This window comes from Chryseobacterium lactis (assembly GCF_003815875.1).
In the GTDB taxonomy this organism is placed as follows: Bacteria; Bacteroidota; Bacteroidia; order Flavobacteriales; family Weeksellaceae; genus Chryseobacterium; species Chryseobacterium lactis.
In genome coordinates this window covers 1,645,695-1,670,179 of record NZ_CP033924.1, presented here as the reverse complement: position 1 = coordinate 1,670,179, position 24,485 = coordinate 1,645,695, and the positions used below count along the sequence as shown (strand labels likewise).

Annotated in this window: 26 protein-coding genes; 13 read left to right on the top strand and 13 right to left on the bottom strand. The window is 35.5% G+C overall.

What is annotated here, in order from left to right; translation table 11 throughout:
* The first annotated feature begins 167 nt into the window (after positions 1–167).
* On the top strand, positions 168–1,112 hold the full coding sequence (locus tag EG342_RS07180; protein WP_103289335.1) for a glycosyltransferase family 2 protein: 945 nt from the start codon (positions 168–170) through the stop codon (positions 1,110–1,112).
* Positions 1,113–1,322: 210 nt separating this feature from the next.
* The gene (locus EG342_RS07175) at positions 1,323–2,264 is read left to right on the top strand and encodes a glycosyltransferase family 2 protein (RefSeq protein WP_103289064.1); all 942 of its coding nucleotides are present in this window, start codon (positions 1,323–1,325) and stop codon (positions 2,262–2,264) included.
* Here EG342_RS07175 and EG342_RS07170 read toward each other — a convergent pair.
* The 4 genes from EG342_RS07170 to EG342_RS07155 form a co-directional block, all read right to left on the bottom strand.
* Positions 2,261–3,181 carry a hypothetical protein gene (locus tag EG342_RS07170; RefSeq protein ID WP_246008751.1) on the bottom strand — a complete coding sequence of 307 codons (921 nt, stop codon included), beginning with the start codon at positions 3,179–3,181 and terminating at the stop codon, positions 2,261–2,263. The genes EG342_RS07175 and EG342_RS07170 overlap by 4 nt on opposite strands.
* Position 3,182: 1 nt before the next feature.
* Entirely contained in the window at positions 3,183–4,616 is a 1,434-nt protein-coding gene (locus EG342_RS07165; RefSeq protein WP_103289062.1) for an MBOAT family O-acyltransferase, read from the bottom strand.
* Positions 4,617–4,815: 199 nt separating this feature from the next.
* Positions 4,816–5,844 (bottom strand): acyltransferase family protein, encoded by a 1,029-nt coding sequence (locus tag EG342_RS07160; RefSeq protein ID WP_103289061.1) that lies wholly within the window; start codon positions 5,842–5,844, stop codon positions 4,816–4,818.
* A gap of 80 nt (positions 5,845–5,924) precedes the next feature.
* Positions 5,925–6,695, bottom strand: coding sequence for an O-methyltransferase (locus EG342_RS07155; protein ID WP_103289060.1), 771 nt, complete (start codon positions 6,693–6,695; stop codon positions 5,925–5,927).
* Positions 6,696–6,978: 283 nt separating this feature from the next.
* Between EG342_RS07155 and EG342_RS07150 the strand changes: the two genes are divergently transcribed.
* On the top strand, positions 6,979–7,818 hold the full coding sequence (locus EG342_RS07150; RefSeq protein WP_103289059.1) for a glycosyltransferase family 2 protein: 840 nt from the start codon (positions 6,979–6,981) through the stop codon (positions 7,816–7,818).
* The gene (locus tag EG342_RS07145; RefSeq protein WP_103289058.1) at positions 7,818–8,978 is read left to right on the top strand and encodes a glycosyltransferase; all 1,161 of its coding nucleotides are present in this window, start codon (positions 7,818–7,820) and stop codon (positions 8,976–8,978) included. Before EG342_RS07150 ends, EG342_RS07145 begins: the two co-directional genes overlap by 1 nt.
* Here the strand turns inward: EG342_RS07145 and EG342_RS07140 are convergent, their stop codons facing one another.
* From EG342_RS07140 to EG342_RS07130, 3 genes are read right to left on the bottom strand one after another with little or no spacing between them, the layout of a single operon-like run.
* The gene (locus EG342_RS07140) at positions 8,979–9,737 is read right to left on the bottom strand and encodes an SDR family NAD(P)-dependent oxidoreductase (RefSeq protein WP_103289057.1); all 759 of its coding nucleotides are present in this window, start codon (positions 9,735–9,737) and stop codon (positions 8,979–8,981) included.
* Entirely contained in the window at positions 9,737–9,970 is a 234-nt protein-coding gene (locus EG342_RS07135) for a phosphopantetheine-binding protein (protein WP_103289056.1), read from the bottom strand. The genes EG342_RS07140 and EG342_RS07135 overlap by 1 nt, the downstream gene beginning before the upstream one ends.
* A 28-nt stretch (positions 9,971–9,998) precedes the next feature.
* Positions 9,999–10,973: a 3-oxoacyl-ACP synthase III family protein gene (locus EG342_RS07130; RefSeq protein ID WP_103289055.1), complete on the bottom strand. Its 975-nt coding sequence runs from the start codon at positions 10,971–10,973 to the stop codon at positions 9,999–10,001.
* Between the two features lie 39 nt (positions 10,974–11,012).
* On the opposite strand from EG342_RS07130, the gene EG342_RS07125 reads away from it, so the two are divergent.
* The 7 genes from EG342_RS07125 (at position 11,013) to EG342_RS07095 (ending at position 17,049) form a co-directional block, all read left to right on the top strand.
* On the top strand, positions 11,013–11,576 hold the full coding sequence (locus tag EG342_RS07125; RefSeq protein WP_103289054.1) for an acyltransferase: 564 nt from the start codon (positions 11,013–11,015) through the stop codon (positions 11,574–11,576).
* Positions 11,577–12,728 carry a glycosyltransferase gene (locus tag EG342_RS07120; RefSeq protein WP_103289053.1) on the top strand — a complete coding sequence of 384 codons (1,152 nt, stop codon included), beginning with the start codon at positions 11,577–11,579 and terminating at the stop codon, positions 12,726–12,728.
* A gap of 11 nt (positions 12,729–12,739) precedes the next feature.
* Complete coding sequence (locus EG342_RS07115) at positions 12,740–13,294, top strand: serine O-acetyltransferase (RefSeq protein WP_103289052.1); 555 nt, start codon at positions 12,740–12,742, stop codon at positions 13,292–13,294.
* A gap of 333 nt (positions 13,295–13,627) precedes the next feature.
* Complete coding sequence (locus tag EG342_RS07110) at positions 13,628–14,296, top strand: carbonic anhydrase (protein ID WP_103289051.1); 669 nt, start codon at positions 13,628–13,630, stop codon at positions 14,294–14,296.
* Between the two features lie 21 nt (positions 14,297–14,317).
* Positions 14,318–14,617, top strand: coding sequence for a hypothetical protein (locus tag EG342_RS07105; RefSeq protein ID WP_103289050.1), 300 nt, complete (start codon positions 14,318–14,320; stop codon positions 14,615–14,617).
* Between the two features lie 147 nt (positions 14,618–14,764).
* On the top strand, positions 14,765–16,357 hold the full coding sequence (locus EG342_RS07100) for a SulP family inorganic anion transporter (protein ID WP_103289049.1): 1,593 nt from the start codon (positions 14,765–14,767) through the stop codon (positions 16,355–16,357).
* 56 nt (positions 16,358–16,413) lie between these two features.
* A complete protein-coding gene (locus EG342_RS07095; RefSeq protein WP_103289048.1) occupies positions 16,414–17,049 on the top strand; it encodes a carbonic anhydrase in 636 nt (211 codons plus the stop codon).
* Positions 17,050–17,219: 170 nt separating this feature from the next.
* Here EG342_RS07095 and pth read toward each other — a convergent pair whose 3' ends face one another.
* The 6 genes from pth to EG342_RS07065 form a co-directional block, all read right to left on the bottom strand.
* Positions 17,220–17,783 carry an aminoacyl-tRNA hydrolase gene (gene pth, locus EG342_RS07090; protein WP_103289047.1) on the bottom strand — a complete coding sequence of 188 codons (564 nt, stop codon included), beginning with the start codon at positions 17,781–17,783 and terminating at the stop codon, positions 17,220–17,222.
* Between the two features lie 84 nt (positions 17,784–17,867).
* A complete protein-coding gene (locus EG342_RS07085) occupies positions 17,868–18,803 on the bottom strand; it encodes a hypothetical protein (protein WP_103289046.1) in 936 nt (311 codons plus the stop codon).
* A 96-nt stretch (positions 18,804–18,899) separates the two neighbouring features.
* Complete coding sequence (locus EG342_RS07080; RefSeq protein WP_103289045.1) at positions 18,900–19,790, bottom strand: hypothetical protein; 891 nt, start codon at positions 19,788–19,790, stop codon at positions 18,900–18,902.
* 150 nt (positions 19,791–19,940) lie between these two features.
* The gene (locus EG342_RS07075; protein ID WP_103289044.1) at positions 19,941–20,681 is read right to left on the bottom strand and encodes a hypothetical protein; all 741 of its coding nucleotides are present in this window, start codon (positions 20,679–20,681) and stop codon (positions 19,941–19,943) included.
* A gap of 9 nt (positions 20,682–20,690) precedes the next feature.
* Complete coding sequence (locus EG342_RS07070) at positions 20,691–21,506, bottom strand: hypothetical protein (RefSeq protein WP_103289043.1); 816 nt, start codon at positions 21,504–21,506, stop codon at positions 20,691–20,693.
* 7 nt (positions 21,507–21,513) lie between these two features.
* On the bottom strand, positions 21,514–22,332 hold the full coding sequence (locus EG342_RS07065) for a hypothetical protein (protein ID WP_103289042.1): 819 nt from the start codon (positions 22,330–22,332) through the stop codon (positions 21,514–21,516).
* Between the two features lie 526 nt (positions 22,333–22,858).
* On the opposite strand from EG342_RS07065, the gene EG342_RS07060 reads away from it, so the two are divergent.
* Both EG342_RS07060 and EG342_RS07055 read left to right on the top strand, forming a co-directional pair.
* Positions 22,859–24,040: an AAA family ATPase gene (locus EG342_RS07060; RefSeq protein WP_103289041.1), complete on the top strand. Its 1,182-nt coding sequence runs from the start codon at positions 22,859–22,861 to the stop codon at positions 24,038–24,040.
* A complete protein-coding gene (locus tag EG342_RS07055) occupies positions 24,030–24,485 on the top strand; it encodes a hypothetical protein (protein ID WP_103289040.1) in 456 nt (151 codons plus the stop codon). The genes EG342_RS07060 and EG342_RS07055 overlap by 11 nt, the downstream gene beginning before the upstream one ends.

The following is a 24,485-nucleotide window of genomic DNA, read 5'->3' as shown; positions in this document are numbered from 1 at the left end:
CCATAAAATTATTAGAGAATTAATATTCATATTAATTTTATCACATTTTGTTGAAAAAAATAAACCAGAATACGTGAAACTGAAATTAAAATCTTAAATTTCGTGCTGCGAAAGGTACTAAACAAAAACGCAACGTAATTCTAATTTATTGACAAGGAGAAATGGAAATGAGAATATCAGTAATTATTCCCGTTTATAATGCCGAAAAATATGTCCGTGATGCAGTAAAATCTGCTCTTCAGTTTGATGAAGTAATTGAAATCATTCTGGTTGAGGATAAGTCTCCGGACAACGCATTACAGATATGTCAGCAGCTTGCTGAAAAAAACGATAGGGTAAAACTCTATCAACACCCCGACAAGGGAAATCACGGCGCAGGTCCGAGCCGGAATCTGGGGATAGAAAAGGCGATCGGCGATTTTATAGCTTTTCTTGATGCAGATGATTATTATCTACCCAACCGATTTGATGCTGAAAGAGAACTTTTCAAAAACCCCGATGTAGAAGGTATTTATGGAGCACTCGGAGTTCATTATTATTCAGAAAAAGCAAAAGAACAGTATTATCAATTATTTGGTGACAGATTAACGACTGTTTATAAACATTATGATCCAAAAGATGTTTTTCCCGGACAGCTTCACATGTTGGGAAGTTTTGGTCTATTCAGTATTGATACTTTAACGGTACGCAGAGAACCTCTGATGAAAAAAATGAAATCTTTATTCAAAGCTCATCTAAGGCTTCATGAAGATACTGAGTTTTTGTTCCGTCTTTCCTATTATCTGGATCTTTATCCCGGAATACTTGATAAAGCCATAGCCATGAGAGGCGTACATGAAAACAACAGAATCACCAAAGTCGATATGCGTTTCATTGATCCCGCATTCTCCCGTGCACTGCTTTGGAAAGAAGTTGATCTTTGGTATGAAAATGAAAACAACATTTCTGAAGAAGTGAAGATCCATATCAAAAGGATGTACAGAAGTTTCGAAATTGCCAAAGCGCCTACATTTAGGAAATGGGGAATGATCGCTAAATATCTCCTGATTGATTACAAAAGCATAAGATCCGGACTTTATAATATCAATTTCAGGCACTCATTGATCTCCTGAATCCTTGCAAATACCAGAAAAATAGAAAGAAAATTCTGGTTTTTTTACTAAATTAGTAAAAGGTTGGCAAGGTTAGCAGAAATCTCAAGAAATTGTACGGCAAGATATCTCTACTTTTTTTTAATAAAATTTTAAGCCATAAGTATTTATAATTAATTATATTGCAATAGTTTTCAGACACAAAGATGACATAAAAATTGAGTTTAAAAAATGAGAATTTCAGTAATCATTCCCGTTTATAATGCCGAAAAATATGTTTCACAAGCAGTAGAATCAGTTCTTCAGTTTGACGAAGTTCATGAAGTTATTTTGATAGAGGACAAATCCCCTGATCAGGCACTGCAGGTATGCGAGAAGCTTTCCCGGCAGTATGACAGGGTACAACTTTATCAACATCCTGATAAAGGAAATCATGGAGCCGGCCCCAGCCGGAATTTAGGCATCGAAAAGTCTACAGGTGATTTTATTGCTTTTTTGGATGCGGATGATTATTTCCTTCCCAATAGATTTGATGCTGAAAGAGAACTTTTTAAAAATCCCGATGTAGAAGGTGTATATGGAGCACTTGGTGTTAATTATTACTCTGAAAAAGCTAAAGAACAATACTATTCTTTATTTAAAGATAAACTCACTACGGTTTATAAAAGACATTCCCCTGAAGAGGTTTTCCCCGGACAACTTCATATGCTGGGAAGCTTCGGGCTTTTCAGTATTGATACACTTACGATCCGTAGAGAGTCTTTAATGAAAAAAATGAAGCCACTCTTTAAATCTACTTTAAGGCTGCACCAGGATACCGAATTTTTATTCAGATTATCTTATTATCTGGATCTTTATCCTGGAATATTGGATAAAGCTGTAGCTGTAAGAGGAGTACATGAGGACAACAGGATTACCGTTGTAGATTCTAAAAAGGTGAATCCGGCCATTACCCGAGTTCTTTTATGGAAAGAGGTAGAGGAATGGGCCAAAAAGGAAAATACAATCCCCGATCATGTAAAACTTCACATTGAAAGAATGCACAGAAGCTTTCAGATCGCCAATGCCACGACTTCTAAAAAATGGGGCATGATCCTCAAATATCTGGTTAAAGATTATCAGAGCATCCGTTCGGGAATTTATAATATCAATTTCAGAGAAAATTTATTTTAGTTTTTTCGGCTTAATCTGATGGAATCTGCGATTCGGGAAGTGAATTTCTTTCCGGATTCTTTATACATATGATTCCCGTCTGTATAATCAAAATCATGGAAGTTCTTCGAAAAATCGAAAACCTTTGCATTCTGTTTACGTCCGATATCCTGCAATAATTTACTGAACTGGGGGAATTTTTCATTCTCAAGAGCCATCAGTTTTTCAGAGGCCGGAATGCGAACGATGTACACTTTGCCCCGTGTTCTTAAATAACTTATAATTTCGTCAAAAGCTCTTAACCGTTCCGGAGACAGTGCAGTTTCTTTTGCTACCATTTTGTATCCTTCTACTTTTCTTCGGGTTCGGGCTGCTACAGAATCTTTGTTCATATCTACATTTACTTCCAGCCAGCCGTCAGGATGCAGAAATGTATTCGATTTTCCTACTGCCTTTTCTCTTTCTGTAAATATTTTAAACCAACTTCTTGAATAATTCTTCAGCAAATACTCATAATTTGGAGACCAATCATAGAAATACATATTATTCAAAGGAGAGCCTTCTTCCGGAAAACCTTCTTTTTTCCTGATAGTCTTAGCCAGCGAAACATTCCATGGACTTATGCTTAAAATAAAGATTCCGTTTTTAGTTTCGGGGTCTAATTTCCTTTTTAAAGCCTTTAAATAGACCTCGCCATAGGGAGATTCAGCAATATTCAATGAAAAATTATCAAAGGGGACAGAAAGTTTATTTTTTAAAACCTGCGGTACAATTCCCTGTGATCCTCTGGAGTCGCCCAAAATTATATTCTGAGGCTTTTTTACCGCAAAATGCATATAATTATCATCTGTATTCCCATCTGCATAAGATCCTAATATTGCAAGGACAACAATCACTGCAATACAATAAGGTAGTATTTTGATTAAAAACTTTTTCATGCTAAAACTGAAAATAAATGAATGCATTATTCCCGAAATTGGCATAACGGAGAACAATAAAAATAACTATAATATAAAAACTTCGTCTTATCCACGGACTGAATCTTTTGATTTCCAATCCGTGAAATCTCTCCCTGTTGATCCATTCCACCACCAGCATAAAGCCTATAAGACCAAATGCTTTTAAAGGCAACGAATGAGGAACAGAAAAAAGCTCACTACTGAATATTCTTTTAATGTATTGGCAGGCGACAGATACCGATTCTGCTCTGAAAAAAATCCAGGCAATACACGTAACTGAAAATGTAATTAAAATCTGAAAACATTCTTTAAAAGAGGGCAGCCACTTTCCCTGAGCGGCGACTTCAAGGTTCTGGCGGTTTTTATTCGTAATCAGAAGTGGTAAAAAATATAAAGCATTCAAACCTCCCCAGACAATAAAAGTCCAGTTGGCTCCATGCCAAAATCCTGACACCAGGAAAATAATAAAGGTATTCCTGATTTTCATAGAAAGACCTCCTTTACTTCCGCCTAAAGGAATATAAAGATAGTCTCTGAACCACGAAGACAATGAAATATGCCACCTTCTCCAGAATTCTGCAATATCCCTCGAAAAATAAGGAAAGGCAAAGTTTTTCAACAATTCTATCCCGAATAACCTTGAAACACCCAACGCAATATCCGAGTATCCGGAAAAATCACCATAGATCTGGAAAGCAAACAATACGGCTCCTATGACAAGATTACCGGGGCTCTCAGTATGGTAATTATTGAAAATCTCATTCACCAGAGGAGCACAATTATCTGCAATAACCATTTTCTTGAAAAAGCCCCACAGAATCTGACGCATCCCATCTACAGCCTGCTCATAATTGAATATCCTTTCTTTCTGTATCTGCGGCAACAAGTGAGTAGCCCTTTCTATAGGTCCCGCAACCAAAAGTGGGAAATAACTTACAAATACGGCATAATCGGTAAAATTTCTTTCGGCCTTAATTCTTTTTTTATAGACATCAATCACATAGGAAAGCCCATGGAAGGTATAAAATGAAATACCAACAGGAAGTATAATGTGAAGAAGCCAAACATTAACCTTGAAACCAAACCCGTTAAGCAGATCCGAAAAACTTCCGACAAAGAAATTATAATATTTGAAAAAGCCTAAAAAGCCAAGATTAATTACAATACTTAATGTCAGCCAAAAGGTAGCTTCCCGCTTATTTTTACTGTTCTCAATTTTAATCCCTGACACATAATCCAGACCAATTGAAAACATCAGTAAAAACAAAAATCTCCAGTCCCAGCAGGCGTAAAAGTAAAAGCTCGCCAGCAACAGCAATCTGTTTTGGTGCTGAAATTTTTTATTGAAAACAAACCAATACAGACAAAAAACTATTGGCAAGAAAATAAGAAACCCTACTGAATTGAATAACATAACGTGCTTTTAGAAGTTAATGATCTATATCTATTCTCATCCTTCCCAAGGAGCCCGATAGCTCCAGCCTCTATGTTATTTCTATTGAAAAAAAAACGAAACAGAGCGTTTCTTCTTTGGAAAACACTCTTATTTGTTGGGGGAACATTTGTTATTTCAATCACTGTGAGTACTTTAAGTTACACAAAAATAGGTATTTTCAACTTACCTTTATTTTTTTAAGATAATTCCTCATAGGCTTCTCGATGCATTGATAAAATAAAATGGAAGTAATGACCAGGACAACCACATAGATCCAGAATACATTATTAATGCCCGGATCGTACTTCTTCCACTTCAAAATTTCTCTCAGAATGTACAATATCGGAATATGGGTAATATATACCGCATAGCTTGCTTCGCCCAGATATTCTAATGGTTTTAATGAGAAAATACGGGTCAGTGCTCCATTATTACGGGATATCAAAATAATAAGCGGAATAAACAGCAAAGCCATTAAACCATTGTGATAAAAAAGAGGAACAAAAATTAATGATAGCATAATCAATGTAAAAATCACCAGCACCGGAACATCATAGTTTTTCTGCTGGGTATTTTTCACAAAAAATAATCCTGCAAGATTTCCTGCTAAAAATTCATTAATATGCATTACCGGGAAATAATACAACAACTCATGGCTTTCCGTATGGGGTCCTTTATAATAAGATGATTCCGCATACAAACTGCAAAATACCTGGGTAATGATCCAGATGATGACCGTAATAACCCAGATGCTTTTGTTCCCTTTAGAATAAAAATAGTTGTACAGTACCGGAAAGAGCAGATAAAACAGGAACTCAACAGAGATAGACCATCCCGGAAAATTCAAAACCATTGCCTTTCCCGGAATCCAGCTCTGGAGCCCAAACAGATATAAAAAACTGTCGTATATACTAAAATTAGAATATCGGGTCACCAGATAAAGCAACAATCCCAATACATACAAAGGGTAGATTCTGGCAAACCTGTTTTTATAATAATCCAGATAGGCAATCTTATCTTTCTTATGATAGGCTACAATCATAATGAAGCCTGAAAGTATAAAGAAATAACTTACCCCAACATTAGCTTTCAGAAAAATATTCGAAATGTAATCGATTTTATATAAAAACAGATCTTTATTAAAATGGGAAATGACAATTGCCATAGCCGCAAGAAATCTGGTAAATGTAATCTGACTTATCTTCATATAAACTGTTTAAACAGCTGTGTTATAAGTTATATAAACATTTTTCATCCGGATCACGTCAACAAGCATTTAAACGATTCCTACTTAATAAAAACACCAATATATTTCCCTTCGTACTCTACTACTGTGGTCTCGATCTTGTTTTTCTCACAGAAATCCTGGTAAGCAGAATTGTCCCCGATATCGTCACTAATGAAAACACCTCCTTTTCTTAAATGCTTATACAACTCATCATATGCCCATATCCTGCCATTATAACTCTTGTCAGAATCATAGTGTAAAACATCAAAAACCGCATTTTCAGCAAAGATTTTTGGCAGTGATTCCTTATCTGCAAAACGGAATAATTTCCAGTTGTTTCTAAGATGTTCAGGAACTACATATCCTACATACTGATCACCATCTTGTGCCAGATACGGCATATCTGAGCTATACAACGTTCCGTTTCTTTTGATCAATGATATCAACGTTGCCAGGGAAGACCATCCATAGGCAACTCCTGTTTCCACAACATGTTTTGCATTGGCAAACTCACAGGCATAGTAGATCAGCTCCAAAGCACCGGGGCCACCCATTTTTACCGGGCAATCCTTTTCTTTTTGAGCTGCATTTGCTAAAATTTCCTGATAATCTTTTCGGAAAGCCTCTGTTTCAACTCCAAAAAGTTTTGAAACCGCTTCTTGTTGTGATATTGCCCGTTCAGCTGCCCAGGAATGTGTTTTTTCCTTTCCTTTAAAGGCATTGCCTCTGTTGACAGTATTTTTAATAATTTTCCGGCCTAGTTCCGGATATAGGTCGGGTCTTTTCAGATACCCTATAAATGTTTTGAGAACTCTTGTTATTTCGCTCACTGTGTTGCCTTTAATAGAGCAAAAATAAAGATTTTTTTTACATTTATCTAAAAACAGATTATATTTGTCTTACTCAAATGAAAAAAAAAATTTTGGCCGAATCCCGCTATGAAAAAAGCACCGTTATCGTCAGTACTCTTTTTTTTCAGGAACAGTTTTTGCTCAACTGTCTCACTGAAACATATACCAGGAAATCTTAAAGTATCGATTGCAGGCGTAAAGTTTTCTGCTAATCACCATGCTCTCAGACAGGAATTAACGTTCAATACTCTTTTACATTAATATGAAATTTTCTGTACTTATTGCCCATTACAACAATGCAATTTTGTTTAAGGACTGCTATGATTCCTTACTCAGCCAGACTTATCCTGACTGGGAAGCTATTATTGTGGATGACGCTTCTTCAGAAAATGAAAGAGAGATGGTAAAATCTATCATCGCAGGTGACGATCGGTTTAAATTTTTTGAAAATGAAAAAAATAGCGGCGTAGGTGTTACCAAAAGCAGGCTTATAGAGCTAGCCAACGGAGAAATATGTGGTTTTGTGGATCCGGATGATGCTATCCTTCCTACAGCTATCGAATCGGCAATGAATCTTTTTAAACACAAAAAGAAAGTCGTTCTGGCCTATTCAAGATTTATGGCCTGTGATAAAAAACTTACCCCTATTGCTCCGTTTAAATCGGCAATGCAGGTACGAAACAGAGATCCCTACTTTTTCAACTATCCTATTCAGATCGGTCACTTTACAACATTTAGAAAGGATGTATATCTGCAGACAGAAAAGATGAATCCTGAATTAAGGATTGCTGAAGATCAGGATCTGTATTTAAAAATGTATGAAAAAGGAGATGTCCATTTTATCAACGAAACCAACTATTATTACCGGGCTCACGCAGGAGGAATTTCTCAAAACAATAACAAAGGAAAATCGTATGATTACTTTGCACAGGTTGTTTTCAGCACCATGAAGAGAAGAAAGCTTACCACCATTAATGGAAAAAAGATTCCTGAAACGTATTCAAATCACAAGGAGATTTTTGCACTTCTTGAGTATCAAAACGGGATATGGTACAGGATTAAGAAAAAAATAGCCATTACACTACAAAAACTTTTCAGATAATGTCAGAAAATAAGAAAATAAAGGTGTTGTTCAGGCACCGTTCTATGGAAATGGGCGGTGTGGAGAAAGTGATATTAAGCATGCTCAATAATCTGAACCCTGATAGATTTGATATTACGGTATGTCTTAATCTGAATCAGGGTGAGCTTCGAAACGAGTTTCCACATCATGTAAAAAAGGTATACCTTACTGAAGGTAAAGAGAATTTTTCTCAAAATCCACTGATTCATAAACTTCAGCTCCTTCGCAGGAGAATGAAACTGGCAAGTGCACTGAAAAATCATAAAGTCTCTGATCATATCTTAGGTAACAAAAAGTTTGATATTGAAATAGCTCCTTCATATACTACATTTTCGTCAGTCATCAATTCCAGCAATGGAGTGTCGAAAAAAATAGGATGGTTTCATTCCGAAATCAATATTCCTGCCATGCAGCCTTTGGTTCCGGACATTTTAAAAAATTTCCCTCAGTTTGACCATATGATCTACTGCTCTCAAAAAATCAAAGACCTGATGCATCTGCATTACCCGGATTTACAATATCCGGCCGAGAGTGTTGTAATCAATGCCATTCCTATTGAAGAAATTAAAAAAAAGGCAGAAGAAAAAATAGAACCTCTTCCCCAAGGACCGGTTTTTGTGTCCGTAGGTCGTCTTCACAGCAGAAAAGGCTATCATAAACTTATTGATGCCCATAAAAAGCTTATCGATGAAGGTTTTCAACACAGTGTTGTCGTTATAGGAAATGGCGAGGAAATGAAAAATCTTACAGAGCAAATCCAGGCTAACAATGTCCAGGAAAGTTTTATTTTAACTGGAAACAGAATGAATCCCTATCCTTACATTAAAAATGCGGACTACTTCATTCTTTCGTCTGAATCCGAGGCATGGCCTTTGGTGATTGCCGAAGCATTAATTCTTCAGAAACCCATTATTGCAACTGATACCGGAGATGTAGGAGTGATGATCAAAGATCGCGAAACCGGTTACCTTATCAATTATGACACCAACGAAATGTATGAAGCCATGAAAACATTTCTGACAGATACCGAGCTTATTAATACCATCAGAAAAAATCTTGAAACTATTGAAGATCAATTTGATAATCAGAAAATCTTCAATGCCGTTGAAGAGATTATTGAGACCCTTTACATTCAATAATTATTGAGCGGAATATCCACCGTCTACCACAAGATTAGAACCGGTAATCCAGGCAGCTGCGTCAGAAAGCAGGAAGATACAGGCATTGGCTACATCTTCAGGTCTTCCAATTCCCAGCGGGTGCCTTTTAAGGATTTCTTCAGCAGCTTCTTCTCCTATACCGGCAAACATTTTCTCCAGAATCGGAGTATTTACCATAGCCGGACTGATGCTGTTGACCCGAACATTACTTCTGGAAAGTTCCATCGCCATGGAACGGGCTCCTGAAATGACAGCTCCCTTACTTGATGAATAGGCGGCCTTTCCTATCTCACCAACCATTCCTGCTACAGAGGAAATAAATACAAAGCTGGAAGCTTCGGCTTTATACTTTTTGAGCGAAAGAATTTTAGCGATTTCAAACCCGGCAATCACATTCACAGCAAAAATGTCGTGATATAATTTGGGAGTGTGTTTTTTTAATGGAAGTGTTTTTTCAACACCTGCACAATGAATAAAACCTGAAATCTTCCCCATTACCATGACCTTTTCAGCAATAAGCTCTTCAAGGTTTTCACATTGAGTAAGGTCAGCAATAATGGTTTCAACTTTTGTGCCCGGAGCCAGCATAGAAACCGTTGTATTCAGCTCTTCTTTATTTCTTGCAATCAGGATAAGCCCTGCTCCACTTTTGCTGCATTCTACTGAACAGCTTCTCCCGATTCCGGAAGAAGCCCCTGTAATTAGAATGATTTTATCTTTTAATGAAAACGGATTCATTAATCTTCGAAATTTTCTTTACCAATAATATTCATAAGATCAGACACGGTCTCTACATCTTTGAAATCTTTTGTATCGACTGTTTTCTCAAAGTTTTCATCCACAAAAGCAATGATAGAAAGCAAACTGATCGAATCATAGCTTTCTAATTCTTTCAGATTGGTATCCACTGTAAGGCTTTGTTCCTCTTCTAATTCTTCTTGTAATTTTTCTAAAAAAACCGATGTCTTCATATATTTTTTATTTGATGATAGTACTCAATTAAATTTCCAGTATTGTTGCGCCCCAGGAATATCCTACTCCAAAACCTGCCAGCAAAATTTTATTTCCTTCTTTCAGCAATCCTTTATCCATCATATTTTTCAATGCAATCGGAATTGTTGCTGAAACAGTGTTCCCGGTCTTTTCCATATCAATATAGAATTTTTCAGCCGGTATCCTTATCTTTTTTCTTAAATAATTCAGCATAAACGAATTGGCCTGATGAAAAACAAAATAATCTATATCTTCCATGGTCAGCCCGTTCACTTCCATTGTTTCTTTGACCAGTCCCGGTATATTTTCAATCGTGAAATTAAAAATTTCAGGACCGTTCATATACAGGTTTTCCGGGTTAAACTCATTTTCCGGATTCAATTCAAAATCAGTTCTGAAAGCTCCTTTTTTCACAATAAGATTTTCAGCTCCACTCCCGTCAGTTCCCAAACAAAACTTATAATCTCCCGCATTTTCAACTTTTTCAATAATTGCAGAAGCTGATGCATCCCCGAAAATACTGCGGTTTCCTTTATCTTTCGGATTAATATGTTTGGTATAGGTTTCTGAAGTCACCAGCAAAATGCTCTGGGCAATTCCTGCAGCTACCAAACCTTTGGCAAATGCCAGGCCATAAACGAATCCGGAACATCCCAGATTGAAATCCATGGCTCCTATATTCTTCCTTAGCCCCAGTTTATCCTGAAGAATACATGCTGTAGTGGGAAGAAAATAATCCGGACTTTGGGTACAGAATAAAATAAAATCAATATTATTCCTCTCGTAATTTTCAAAAAGCTTCTCGGAAGATTTTATCGCAAGGTCCAATACTGTTTCATTTTCTGAAGAGATATGGCGTTGGGTAATTCCTATTTTTTCTTTTATTCTCTCAGAACTCCACTCCGGAAACTCTTTTTCTAAATCCGTATTGGTCAGAACAGATTCGGGCAAATAATATTCTATTTTAGAAACTTTTATCATATAAATTCTTTTCTTTGTAGAAGAAACAAATTTAGAATAATGATATTCTTATATCGTATCATATTAAAAATTCATACCACCTACCAATATCTCATTAAGCAAATTTACCTCAAAATTTGTATTGCTAAAGGGTTAAAGGTAGGAAAAAATGTTCGCTTTGTAGAAGTTCCGGAATTGGGCACAGAACCTTTTCTCATTGAAATAGGAGATGAAACCACTCTATCCAACAACGTAAGATTTATTAATCATGACGGAGGATATAATGCCCTTCATTTTTTTGAAAAATATAAGGATGTACGAGCTTTTGGACGAATAAAAATTGGGAAACAATGCTTTATTGGTGCAGATACCATCATTATGCTCGGGGTAGAAGTCGGTAACAACTGCGTTCTGGGAGCAGGTTCTATTCTGACGTCTTCCATGCCTGATGGCACAGTGTATGCAGGTATTCCGGCAAAATTCATCTGTACAATTGAGGAATACGGAGATAAAGCCTTAAGAAACAACACCATGTATCCAAGGGAGCTTGAACCTGAAAGAGCAAAACTTGAAGCTTACATTAAGCAAAATCTTCCTTTTACCTATAAACCTGTAAAAAAATAAATGACTGAAAAAAAGAAAATCCTCATCAGAATCGGCTCCCTGCGACACGGAGGAGCTGAAAAAGTTTTGATTAATTTTCTAAAAAACTTACCCGAAGACAAATACGAAATTGATTTACTTATTAATCTTTATACAGGAATGTATATCAAAGAAGTACCGTCATGGGTTAATCTCTACTATCTTGTGAAAGGTGAAATGATTACCACCAATAAGCCTCACGAGATTCCCGTAAAAGCTTTCAGAGTGCTTTATCAGAAAATGTTTCTGTGGTTTCCGTCTTTGCTCTATACCTTTGTTTTAAAAAACAAGAAGTATGACGTAGAAATTGCGGCCATCCACGGGATGTATAAAGAACTTTTATCCAGTCCGCAGAAAGATTCAAAAAAGATCATCTGGATTCAGAATGATATTTTTAATCTGAAAGAATATACTCCGGATATCATCAGACAAATGTTCAATTTTGACAGAATTCTTGTTATTTCAAACAAACTGAAGGAAGAAATGCAGAAGCTGGCAAAAAATGAAAAGGAAAAACAAGCGGTTGTTAAAATATTCAATCCTATAGATAAAGAGGACACTCTTAAGAAGGCCAACGTTCCGGTTGATGACTTTCCTTTTTCAAATGACCTGCCTACCTTTATTACAATAGGCACGGTATATCCTCAAAAAGGGTACGACAGACTTCTCGATGTCCATAAAAAACTAATAGATGAAGGCCTGAAACATCAGATCATTATTATCGGTGATGGCTTTGATCTTGAAAATATTCAATCCAAACTTAATGATCTTAAATTACAGGAAACAGTAAAAATGTTAGGATTCAGGAGCAATCCTTACCCTTATCTGAAAAAATCGGATTTTTATGTGATGTCGTCAAGACACGAAGGTTTCCCTACCATTATTGCAGAAGCACTTATCCTGAATAAGCCGGTTGTTTCCACCGATGTTTCCGGAATTAAAGATCTTCTACAGGACGGGAAACTAGGATTGATCACTCCTAATTCGGAGGATGGAATTTATGAAGGAATGAAAAAATTCCTTACAGATAAAGAACTTCCCTTACAATATGAAAAAGAAATAGCGAATACGGATCTTCCTTTTGTGCTTCAGAAATCAGTAGCAAAGCTTCAGGAAATCATTGATGAATTATAAAAAACTCTGTTATGCCAGATTATACATCAATACAGAAAGATTTTTACCGGGAAAGCGGCCAGTGGCTTTCTACATTTGAGATTTGGACGAAGTGTATCAATCCCAATCTTCATTATATTTATCTTCTCAGAAAAGCTCAGCAATACAGGAAAAAATCTATTCCAGGTCTGTTTTGGAGATTTGTTTTAAGACATCATCAGATTAAATATGGCTTTCAGATTTACCCTGAAACCGAGATCGGAGAAGGCTTTTATCTTGGACACTGGGGAGCATTGGTCATCAATCCCAAAGCCAAAATCGGGAAAAACTGCAATATTGCTCAAGGAGTAACGATAGGCCAGCAGAACCGCGGAAAAAACGAAGGCTTCCCTGTCATTGGTGATGAAGTCTGGATTGGCCCGAACGCTGTCATTGTAGGAAATGTCAATATTGGAAACAACGTACTGATTGCGCCCAATGCTTATGTGAATTTTGACGTTCCCGGAGATTCAGTTGTTATGGGAAACCCCGGAAAGATTTATGCGGCTGAGGACGCTACAAAAGGCTACATCAACAATAAAGTTTGATATTTTAAAAACTGGCTGCTTTCTTAAAGGCTGTTTTTTATTTTAAAAATTAAGAATATTTTAATTTTCAAATGATAAATTCTAATTTTTACTTTGTATTTTTATCTTAGTTTTTTTAAACGTTTGGATTATTGAACGGTAAAGATTTTCGCTAAGGCAAAGTATACCGGCATATTAGATATGATTTTAAGCATATTTTAATATTAAACTTTGTTAAAGGTGATTAATTCTTCGGCAAAAAGTATATTTTTGCACAATTATTGATTTAATCTATTGATTTTGAAAATAATTTAAACGAAACAAATAATTATAGACCTTAAAAAATTTAAAATTATGTCACAATCGTACGAAGTTATTTTTGAAAACAATAGAAAATGGGTAGAATCTAAAGTTTCAGAAGATCCTGAATTCTTCCATGAGCTGGCAAAAACTCAGCATCCTGACTATTTATATATCGGATGTTCAGATAGCAGAGCGACAGCGGAAGAATTAATGGGTGCAAAACCGGGAGAGGTTTTTGTTCACAGAAACATCGCTAATGTTGTCAATACTTTAGACATGAGTTCCACAGCTGTCATTCAATACGCCGTAGAACATCTGAAGGTAAAGCACATTATCGTATGCGGACATTACAACTGCGGTGGTGTAAAAGCAGCGATGACTCCTCAGGATTTAGGATTATTGAATCCATGGCTGAGAAACATTCGTGATGTTTACAGATTGCACCAGGCTGAACTTGATTCTATTGAAGATGAGGACAAACGTTATGACAGACTTGTAGAACTTAATGTTCAGGAGCAGTGCATCAACGTAATTAAAATGGCTTGTGTACAGGAAAGATATATCTTAGAAGAGCAACCTATTGTACACGGCTGGGTATTTGACCTTAGAACAGGTAAGATTATCGATCTGGAAATTGATTTTGAGAAAACCTTAAAAGACATCCAGAAAATTTATAACCTTACAAGTTCTGATTGGGTAATGAGCAGAAAGACAAAATAGTTTTTCTAAAAAGAATGTAAAATGAAATTCTGGAGTATTATTGTATTAACGTTTTTTCTGAATTTTACAGCGCTGCCAAGCATTGCTGCGGTTGCAGGCTGGGATATTCTGAGAACGAATATAATAGTAAACGAAGAAGAACCACATTCTCACCCATCCTCACTTATTGTTTACGAAAAGACTCTTCCGAAACCTTTGGATGTCTTCGATTATCTAAAGTTTTCGGAACCTGATCTTCAGGGAGCGTCTTTTGTTCTGGTAGATGATGCCTTTCATCTATCACCCCTACTTACCATATTTTCTCCGCCTCCGGAAGCTTAATTTTAAAGTATAATTAGATTTTTTTTATAGTTATTCATGCCATTCCGGCTATGGATATCCTGTATGTGCTTTACAATTAACTTTCCAATCTTTTATAATTGATTATTTAGGAATAAATCGATCGGTTATACTATTTTTCAAAACATCATGAAAAAAACATCATTATTAGGAGGAATCAAGGAGAATTTCCCTTCCGGGCTCGTTGTATTCTTAGTAGCACTTCCGCTGTGCTTAGGAATCGCTTTGGCTTCCGGTGCACCCCCATTATCCGGAGTTATTGCGGGTATTGTTGGAGGTCTGGTCGTAGGAACGATTAGTAATTCAAATATTTCAGTTTCCGGCCCTGCTGCCGGCCTGACAGCTATAGTCTTAACGGCAATCACGGATCTTGGTGCATTTGAACTTTTCCTTTGTGCCGGGATTATCGCAGGACTTATTCAATTGATATTAGGGTTTGTAAGAGCCGGAAGTATTTCCAATTACTTTCCCAACAATGTCATTGAAGGAATGCTTGCTGCCATAGGTATTATTATTATTTTAAAACAGATTCCTCATGCTCTCGGGTATGATAAAGACCACGAAGGCCATGAAAGTCTTTTTGATAATGGAATCAACTTCAATTATTTCAGCGAACTGATCCAGGATATTCATGCCGGAGCTATTATTATTACCGTGATATCCATTTCAATCCTTGTTTTGTGGGATAAAATGCCTGCCTTAAAGAGGATGAAAATGCTTCCCGGAGCTTTGGTTGCAGTAGTTTCAGGGATATTGATCAATGAACTTTTCAAACTATCAGGAAGTTCTCTTGCCATCAGTAAAGAACATTTGGTATCGTTACCGGTTCCACAATCACTGGATGATTTTAAAAATCTTATTACGATGCCTGACTTCGGAGGATTCACCAATCCTAAAGTATGGATCGTGGGAGCAACGATTGCCATTGTAGCTTCTATTGAAACCTTACTGTGTATCGAAGCATCAGACAGATTAGATACACAAAGAAGAATTACGGATACTAACCTTGAACTTAAAGCTCAGGGAATCGGAAACCTGATCAGCTCATTTATCGGAGGACTTCCAATGACTTCTGTAGTAGTAAGAAGTTCTGCTAACGCCAATGCCGGGGCAACATCCAAAGTTTCAGCGATGATTCATGGTGTATTGTTACTGGTTTGTGTGCTTACCATTCCTTTTCTTCTTAACCTAATTCCTCTTGCAACCCTTGCTGCCGTGCTGATTCTGGTAGGATATAAACTTGCCAAACCGGCTACATTCAAGCATTTCTGGCATCTTGGAAAATTCCAGTTTGTTCCATTTGTAGCGACTGTGGTAGCTGTTGTAGCAACAGATTTGTTAAAAGGGGTCGGAATCGGTCTTGCGATTTCTGTTTTCTATATTCTTCAGGGTAATATGAAAAGAGCGTATTATTTAAGCAGAGAAAAACTGGATGACGCAGACGGAATCAAGATCAAACTGGCTGAAGAAGTTTCATTCTTAAATAAGGCAGCGATCAAAAAAACTCTTAAAAATATTAAATCCAATTCTACAGTGACTATTGATGCAAGAGACACATCATATATTGCAACAGATGTTCTGGAGATGATACAGGACTTTGCCAATATTCGCGCAAAAGAAGAGGATATCACCGTGGAACTTCTTGGGTTCAAAACTTCATACAGAGATTATGAAAGAAGCCAGGATTCTCACATTTTAATTACTCACAAAAGAGCTATGTAAGCTCATTTATTATCAAACTATTTTTTAACTTTAAATTCGAAAAACAATTAAATTATATGAAAGCACATACATACGAAACTCAGTCGACGATCACTCCTGAAAAAGCATTAGAGTTTTTAAAGGAAGGAAACCAGAGGTTTGTCAACAACCTTAAAGCAAACAGAGACCTTTTGGAGCAGGTAAATGCTACTCGTGAAGGACAATGGCCATTTGCTGTGGTTTTGAGTTGCATCGACAGCCGTACTTCTGCAGAACTGATTTTTGACCAGGGACTTGGAGATGTTTTCAGTATCAGAATTGCCGGGAACTTCGTTAATCAGGACATCCTGGGGTCAATGGAATTCGGTTGTAATGTTGCAGGTTCAAAACTTATCGTCGTTTTAGGTCATACTAAATGCGGAGCTTTGAAGGGAGGACTTGATGCAGCACAAATCGAAGGAATGGGAATGGATAATCTTAACCACCTGATCAATCATTTTAACCCGATCATTGATGAAGTGATTGAAGAAAATGAAGAACGTTCATCAAAAAACAGTTCACTTTTGGAAAGACTGAATCAGCAAAACGTAAAAACAGCAATTCAGGACATCCGTAACCAAAGTTCAACACTTAAAAATCTTGAAGAACAAGGTAAAATTAAGATTGTTGGGGCTAATTATGATGTTGAAACCGGAGCTGTAACCTGGTTATAACATTCTTTAGATTCTCATTTTACAGCTAGTTACAAAAAAATTATATAAAAGATAGAGCATTGCTCAAACAAAAATTGATTGGAAGTTAATTTTTAAAGCACAACAGAAGGCCATCGGAAATCCGATGGCCTTTATTTCTTACAAAAGCGTTGTGGACGTTTGTCTTCTTTCTACTTCCCGTTAAATGCAGACATGGTATTATTGATTCCTGCAAACACAAAAGAAAGACTTGCTTTTGAAAAAGTTTCAATTCTTTCAGATAGCTTTTCTGTTTCTTCTTCATTCCATGTTCCCAGCACATAATCTATCTGACGTCCTGCAGAAAAATCAGCAGAAATTCCGAAACGTAGTCTGGCGTAGTTTTGAGTTTGTAAAACCTCATTAATATTTTTAAGTCCGTTGTGACCTGCATCAGAACCTTTTCCCTTCATTCTTAAAGTTCCGAACGGAAGAGCAAGGTCATCAGTTACAATCAAAACATTTTCCAACGGAATATTTTCTTTCTGCATCCAGTATCTCACCGCATTTCCGGAAAGATTCATGTACGTATCCGGTTTAAGGACAAAAACTTTTCTTCCTTTATATTTTCCTTCTGCCATCCAGCCAAAGTTGGCAGTATTGAATGATACATCAAGTGATTCGGCTATTTTTTCGGCTACTTTAAAGCCTATATTATGTCGTGTATTTTCATATTCTGAGCCTTTGTTTCCAAGCCCAACTATTAAATATTTCATCAGAAATTTTTTGCAAAATTAAGGGATAAAAAATAAAAAACTCAATCTTTGGAGATTGAGTTTTATTATTCTTAAAAAAGGATCTTATTGTGGTTTGTAAATATAATTTACACCATATCCTTTTGTCATGTAAGTTTGTGGATCATACACATAATTTGTACTCTTTACAATCGGGCTCGGGATAGGCGGTGAAAGATCTGTTACCGACCATCTCTTAGGATTGTTTGGAGAAAGAATAAGACTTTCTTTATCATTGATTGTGGTAGATAAAAGTCTTGAAAGTTTGTAAGCATGAGGTAATAATGTGAACGGACTGATTTGGTCATCGTACGCATAATACTCGTAGCTATACTTTGCTGTTACAGGTCCATAGCCACCTCCGATAGCTAAAGGCCCGTAAAGTCTTACCACTTTGGATACATTATCTCCTACATAAGTATATCTTGTTCTTGAGTACGCCGTAAAAGCAAAATTTGTTCCTGCAGCATCCGGCCCGTTTTTCATAACGATAGAGTCCAGTTTTCCGCTGCCGGTATTGTAATATACATTATAAAGTGTTTTCTCCTTTCTTAATAATGTTTGTGGCCCAGGAGCTGTTGCCGGTGGTACTGGCGGCGGTCTTCTGAAAATAGAACGGTTCTCAGAAATCAGCTGAATTTTGCTGTTGTTTGCGTAGGTAAATAACTGAGTGTAAGACACACTGTCTTTATCAAGCTTTCCGTTTCCGTCCAGATCCAAAAAGCCATTAAAATTAATTTGGCTGATTTTATCGCCACTGTACATAATATCAGTGATGGAAGCACTATCTGTAATTACTTTATTAACAAGTAATCCGCTGTAGTAGTACTCTGCAATTGTATCTTTATCTGTAACTTCTCTGTATAATGCTCTGGGACCGGAAAGACCTCCTGTGTTATTAAGATCCAATAAAGGATTCCCCTCTTCATCTAGTAAACTCTTGCAGGAATGTATTGAGGAAAAGCCTGCTATTAGTAAAATAAAATAGAAAATTTGTTTCATTTCCTGGTATTTGATTATTTTTTCACAAATATAATTTTTTTTTGCATAAAAATTATATGATTATTGATATTCAATAGATTAATAATTATCGTTTACCTATAACGTTTTATAAGTAAAGCTCACATTTTGATTTTTTTCAACGGCAGGATACCCCTGATTATCATACGAATAACTTTGTGCTGTATTGACAGAAGGTTTCGTTGGAATCTCAATAAACATTGAGGTAGGGTTATTAGGACATGCCTTATAAAAATTGATGGGATCTATAAGACTTAGCATCAGAAAATAAGTTTTTGGAAGCGTTGAAAACGGGCTTTTCTGGCTATCGTAGTTTTGAAAACTATATTTCGATTTCGTTGCTGTAGTCATATTAGGATTTCCGTTGATATCCAATATTCCTTTTGAACAGACAGCCTGAATAATATTTTCTCCTGTATACGTAAAAGCATATTCTATAAACTTATTGTATGCGCTTATTCCACCTTCCTTTCTTTTTTCAAGAATCTTACTCAGCTTTCCTGTTGTTGCTTCATAAGTAAAGGTATAGTCACTTAAATAAGATACTCCCGGCGTTGCTCCTGTAGCAATTAATGTTGCATTATAAATCTTCCCATTCCCATCAGGAGTAATATCAAAATCATACTTTAAGCTGCTGGATGCAGAACTTACAAATTTTACTTTTGAAATCTCTTTTTTAATTTTGGGATTGGTCGTTGTATTAATGTAAGTCAGTGTTGCTGTATAATTCGCATTACCGGCATTAAGACTATTATCTTTGAAGACTGCCTGATCTAAAACATCAGCAGTTGTGAAATATTCTTCCTGAGAAACATTATTTACAGAAACTTTGGTAAGGACTTTTTGTGGAGGAGGCCCACCATCAGGATTGGGAACCGATTCAATAGGATCTGCGGTGGTATTGCATGAAGCCAGCAATCCAAGAAAAGCAATACCGGCAAACATTTTAAGAAAATAGTTTTTTACCATAAAGAATTTTTTTAGCTTGCTCAAATATAATTCAATTTTCGATAATAGAGCTTAATTTATACCTACAAATTCACAACAAACAGACTTAATAAACAAAAAAATCTAAAAACATAACGTTTTTAGATTTATAATTATTGCTTTATTATGAAATTAATACGGCTGCAATACTGATGTGGTAAGAACAGACTGTGACATATCACCATTAAGGAATGTAGTATCAACAGCTCTTCCTATCCCAAGTGTAGTACTATTTAAGGTCCTGTTGATACAGGCTACTTTCACTGAATATTTGTTTTTTGGAGTAATATTCTCAAGGGTTGCATTAAGGTTAAAAATCTTATAAGCTCCGCTATCCCCCAGCAATACATCTGTTCTCACGGCTTTAAGTTTATTATCAACAAAAACACCACAAGCAAAACTGGCAGATGCGGCACCATTATTTACCTTTTGAGCAGTAGTTTGGAAAGAAAAAGTCACCTTATTTGTTGCATTTGTAACCGAAAATGTATCAACGGCTTGCGGCAATACTGTCCAGTTACCCGTCAGGTCATCATTTTCGTTGTATGGTACAGGATTACCACTTGAAGCAAATGAAACTCCTGTTTGATCGGCAACTGTATTAATAGAGAACAAAGACATACTTCCTTGTCCGTCAGCAATTTTAATACTTTTCCAATCGTTTGCCGGCATTGCAGAGTTATTATGGAAAATATCTCCGGCATTTCCTGCAGATCCTCTCAATAAGTCAGTACCTGCTGTTCTGATCTCTTTTCTTACGTTTAAATCTCCGTTTACATCCAATGTATTAACAGGATTAGGTGTATTAATCCCCACTTGCGCGTTCATTAATCCGATAATCAATAAAAATTGGGCAAAAAATATTTTTTTCATAATTGGTTTTTAATTTATGATCGGGTTAAATACTTGTGGAACCTCATATACATCTACTTTTAAAGACGACTGGGCAACAAAGTCATTAATATTGGTACTTGTATTCTTTCCGATAGCTAATTTTTTACTGGTATCCCCGTATGAAGCAAGTCTCGAGCATGCTACGCTTACGGTATGGTTTCCTTTGGAAAGATTTTGTACAATCCCGATTTGATTGTGCGTCAAGAAAGGATATTGGGAATTAATTGCCCTTAAATTCCTCTGTCTCATATTGATCAGCTTGTTATCTACAAAAATACCACAAGCATAATCTATTGAAGTATCCGGATTTCCATTAGCTCCGAAATTTGCCTGTACTACAGTTTCAAACTGGAAATAAGCTTTACTCTCAGTACTGAACACACTAATCGTCTGTGACAAACCATCGATTTTTTTGAATCCTTTAAGACTGGTGATATCAGCTCCCTTAGTGAAAGTTGCCGCTTTAGAAGTCGTCATATTCGGTTGTTCCGAAGTCACGAATTCTACTCCTGCCTTGTCTGAGAAGGAATTGTTGAATATCAGATAAAATTTATTGGGTTCATATTCAGGAATACGAAGTGTTTTCCAGATAGGAGCATATCCTACACCCTGAGAGACCAGAAGCTGGTCATTATTTCCTTGAGAAAGGCTGTTATCTGTAGCATCCAGTACAGCAATCTTATCTCTCATGTTCATGTCCCCGTTTACATCTAGTTTTGCTTTCGGAGAATCAGTATTAATACCCACTTGTGCCGACAGCATTAATCCTGAAGCAAGAAGTAAGGCCGATAATATATTTTTCATCACTTGATTAGTTGGATTTATAAGTTACATATTCAATAACATCGATCTTCATGGTAGATTCCAATGTAAATGCATTGGCGGCACCATTAGAACTTTGAACATCACGTCCTATGGAAAACTGCGAATTTGAATTTGAGGTAGTAATTTTTCTACATGCAATTTCAAGTTTTTGTATTCCGACCGGAACATTAAGTTCTGTATAATTGAGTGTAAAAATATAATCCATGAGACCTTCCTTTTCAGAATTGTTATTGGAAGCGACTCTGTCCGGACGTACGGCTACCAGCTTCCCGTTTCTGAAAACTCCACATGCAAATCTTACATTTTCTGAAGTAGTAGATACCGGTGCTTTCATTTCAATTCCGGTCTGGAACTGATAAGTAAGCCTGTTTTTTCCGTTTTTAATAGTGAAATTATTTTCAAGACCAGCAATTTTCACCCACTTACCTTTGGCGCCATCCGTAATATCATCTCCAACACTGTTTTTGTAGACATTATCACCTGCAACACCGTTAGAAAGTGTTATAATACCAGTCTGATCCGATGACAAATACGAATTGATCAATTTGTATTGCCCCTCTTCCATAAAGGAAACATTCAATGATTTCCAAACAGGAGATTTGCCTTCTCCCTGGGAAACTAAAACCTGACCGTTCAAACCGGCATTTCCAGCCTGAGTTGAGGTCCCGCCTACTCTAAGTTCTTTTCTTAAAGTCGTCTTTCCATTTACATCGAGAGTTGATTTTGGTTTTGGAGTCCCGATGCCCACTTGTGCGTTGGCAAAGAACGAAAGAAATCCAGCCGTGCAGTATATAATTTTTTTCATAATAAGGACTGCAAATGTACAAATTCAAAATCGAAAAAATTCCAGTTATTTATTCTAAACCCATAGAAATAAACGTATTACGACATAGAATTAATCACACAAAAAAGTAGAATTATTACTACATAACTCTACTTTTCATCTCGATTTGAAATAACAAGACACTTCAAACCCTTTCTGTACAGGCGATTGCCTATTATTTTTAATCATTAAAAGGTGATTTTAAGGGTGTTAAAAGCCTATTAATTCTCTTTGTAATGAATATTTTTCAGGTGAAAAATGACAACAATCACAAAAAAACATATAAAAACTTAAGTTTTTATATGTTTTTTGAATTTTACGAAAAAATTTAAAGGATATTAAAATGATATTTTAATCGTGGGCAATTATGGCCTTTAATAATGCATTGACCTCATCTACATTCTTCACCTTTTCCTTTCTCATCATCAATTGATTGTTCTAATTTTATTAAATTAAAAACCAAAAATAATGACAGGACTTAATATATTTGTATCAGTATAAAATTAAAATGGAAAAACTAATTATAAAAAATTTTGGCCCTATAGCTGACATTGAAATTGAACTAAATAAATATGTTATTCTTATTGGTGATACATCAACAGGAAAAAGTGTAATTGCTAAATTATCAGTAATATTTAATGAAGTAGCGTTCAAAGGAATTAAAACTATTAGTAATTTTAAAGAACATTTAAAAAAATTTAACATTTCCTATCTAAAAAAAGAGAGTTATATAAAATATTCTATTGGTGATGATTATATAGAAATAAATGATAATAAAATAAAAAACAATAATTTCAAAGGACTACAACTTAATGAGAAAAAATTGCATAATCTTCAACAGAAGTATAATAATTTACTTAAAGACTCTATAGTTATAAATGATAGTGATTTATCAAAACAAATATCTGATTTAAAATTATCATTCGAAGAATTAAAAGAAACTTTTATAGATCTACAAAGTCTTGTGCATTATAATCTTCCTCTCTATATACCTACAGAAAGAATAACATTTTCAATGGCTGGGAATTCATTAGCTGGGCTCTGGGCTAATAATATAAATATATCTCAAAGCTATAAAGATTTCGCAGCTATTTATGACAAAGCTAAAGAAGCAATAAAATCTCTTAAATATGATAGTCTAAGTTTTGACTACCATTATAATGATGAAAATGAACATATTGTTCATAATAATAAAAAAATTGATTTGAATCAAGCTTCAAGTGGAATCCAATCGGTCTTACCTTTATTATTAGTATTAAATTACATTTTAATTCAATCTAATAAAGAAACTTTCATTAAATGCATTGTAATTGAAGAACCAGAAATAAGTTTATTTCCCGTAAGACAAAAGGAATTAATTGAATATATTGTTAACCTTTTCAATAAAAGCAAAGCTAGAATAGTAATTCCTACACATAGCCCATATATATTATCCGCATTTAATAATTTAATCCTAGCCAAAAATGCATATAATGAAAACACAAAAAGAAAAGAAGAAATCAATAAAATTATTAATGAGGGACTATGGATCGATTATAAACAAATATCTGTTTATGAAATAAAGGATGGAAAATCAATCACATTAAATGACGATGAACTTAAAAACATAAACATAAGTGCTATTGATAGCGCTTCAGATATACTATCAGAACAAGCCGACCAATTAATTGATATTAGATATGAAGGATAAAATTAAGAGATTTAAGGGCACATATTCTTCATGTAGCGAATTTAGTCGAACAGCAATCGAAAAAGGAAAAAAATATCAAATAGAGTGTACAGAAGTTTACTTAAAAGCAAGAATTGATGACTGCATAATCACATCTAAGTCAATAGAAAAATGTGACTTTTTATTTATTAGAGATTCCGAATGTAAAGAATCAAAAACTGAATTTTATTTTGTTGAGCTTAAAGGAAGTGATATTGAAAAAGCATTTAATCAAATTATAGAAACAATAAAACATTTAACTGATCAACTTTTGTTAAAGAAAGATCTCATTTTCGGATTTATTGTTTCTTCTAAAGTTCCAAGTGGAGGAAATGATGTCACAAAACTTAAACAATTATTTGCAAAAAAATATGGTAAAAAACTTGAAATCAAAAACAAGGTGTTAATATATAAACCAACACCTTAA

Excerpts from the sequence above, each read along its gene's own strand:
- EG342_RS07165 (WP_103289062.1), bottom strand. The coding sequence starts at position 4,616 with ATGTTATTCAATTCAGTAGGGTTTCTTATTTTCTTGCCAATAGTTTTT.
- EG342_RS07060 (WP_103289041.1), top strand. The coding sequence starts at position 22,859 with ATGGAAAAACTAATTATAAAAAATTTTGGCCCTATAGCTGACATTGAA.
- EG342_RS07075 (WP_103289044.1), bottom strand. The coding sequence starts at position 20,681 with ATGAAAAAAATATTTTTTGCCCAATTTTTATTGATTATCGGATTAATG.
- EG342_RS07150 (WP_103289059.1), top strand. The coding sequence starts at position 6,979 with ATGAAATTTTCTGTACTTATTGCCCATTACAACAATGCAATTTTGTTT.
- EG342_RS07180 (WP_103289335.1), top strand. The coding sequence starts at position 168 with ATGAGAATATCAGTAATTATTCCCGTTTATAATGCCGAAAAATATGTC.
- EG342_RS07115 (WP_103289052.1), top strand. The coding sequence starts at position 12,740 with ATGCCAGATTATACATCAATACAGAAAGATTTTTACCGGGAAAGCGGC.
- EG342_RS07095 (WP_103289048.1), top strand. The coding sequence starts at position 16,414 with ATGAAAGCACATACATACGAAACTCAGTCGACGATCACTCCTGAAAAA.
- EG342_RS07130 (WP_103289055.1), bottom strand. The coding sequence starts at position 10,973 with ATGATAAAAGTTTCTAAAATAGAATATTATTTGCCCGAATCTGTTCTG.
- EG342_RS07170 (WP_246008751.1), bottom strand. The coding sequence starts at position 3,181 with ATGAAAAAGTTTTTAATCAAAATACTACCTTATTGTATTGCAGTGATT.
- EG342_RS07105 (WP_103289050.1), top strand. The coding sequence starts at position 14,318 with ATGAAATTCTGGAGTATTATTGTATTAACGTTTTTTCTGAATTTTACA.
- EG342_RS07100 (WP_103289049.1), top strand. The coding sequence starts at position 14,765 with ATGAAAAAAACATCATTATTAGGAGGAATCAAGGAGAATTTCCCTTCC.
- EG342_RS07175 (WP_103289064.1), top strand. The coding sequence starts at position 1,323 with ATGAGAATTTCAGTAATCATTCCCGTTTATAATGCCGAAAAATATGTT.
- EG342_RS07135 (WP_103289056.1), bottom strand. The coding sequence starts at position 9,970 with ATGAAGACATCGGTTTTTTTAGAAAAATTACAAGAAGAATTAGAAGAG.
- EG342_RS07110 (WP_103289051.1), top strand. The coding sequence starts at position 13,628 with ATGTCACAATCGTACGAAGTTATTTTTGAAAACAATAGAAAATGGGTA.
- EG342_RS07055 (WP_103289040.1), top strand. The coding sequence starts at position 24,030 with ATGAAGGATAAAATTAAGAGATTTAAGGGCACATATTCTTCATGTAGC.
- EG342_RS07160 (WP_103289061.1), bottom strand. The coding sequence starts at position 5,844 with ATGAAGATAAGTCAGATTACATTTACCAGATTTCTTGCGGCTATGGCA.
- EG342_RS07080 (WP_103289045.1), bottom strand. The coding sequence starts at position 19,790 with ATGGTAAAAAACTATTTTCTTAAAATGTTTGCCGGTATTGCTTTTCTT.
- EG342_RS07145 (WP_103289058.1), top strand. The coding sequence starts at position 7,818 with ATGTCAGAAAATAAGAAAATAAAGGTGTTGTTCAGGCACCGTTCTATG.
- EG342_RS07140 (WP_103289057.1), bottom strand. The coding sequence starts at position 9,737 with ATGAATCCGTTTTCATTAAAAGATAAAATCATTCTAATTACAGGGGCT.
- EG342_RS07070 (WP_103289043.1), bottom strand. The coding sequence starts at position 21,506 with ATGAAAAATATATTATCGGCCTTACTTCTTGCTTCAGGATTAATGCTG.
- pth (WP_103289047.1), bottom strand. The coding sequence starts at position 17,783 with ATGAAATATTTAATAGTTGGGCTTGGAAACAAAGGCTCAGAATATGAA.
- EG342_RS07065 (WP_103289042.1), bottom strand. The coding sequence starts at position 22,332 with ATGAAAAAAATTATATACTGCACGGCTGGATTTCTTTCGTTCTTTGCC.
- EG342_RS07120 (WP_103289053.1), top strand. The coding sequence starts at position 11,577 with ATGACTGAAAAAAAGAAAATCCTCATCAGAATCGGCTCCCTGCGACAC.
- EG342_RS07085 (WP_103289046.1), bottom strand. The coding sequence starts at position 18,803 with ATGAAACAAATTTTCTATTTTATTTTACTAATAGCAGGCTTTTCCTCA.
- EG342_RS07125 (WP_103289054.1), top strand. The coding sequence starts at position 11,013 with ATGATATTCTTATATCGTATCATATTAAAAATTCATACCACCTACCAA.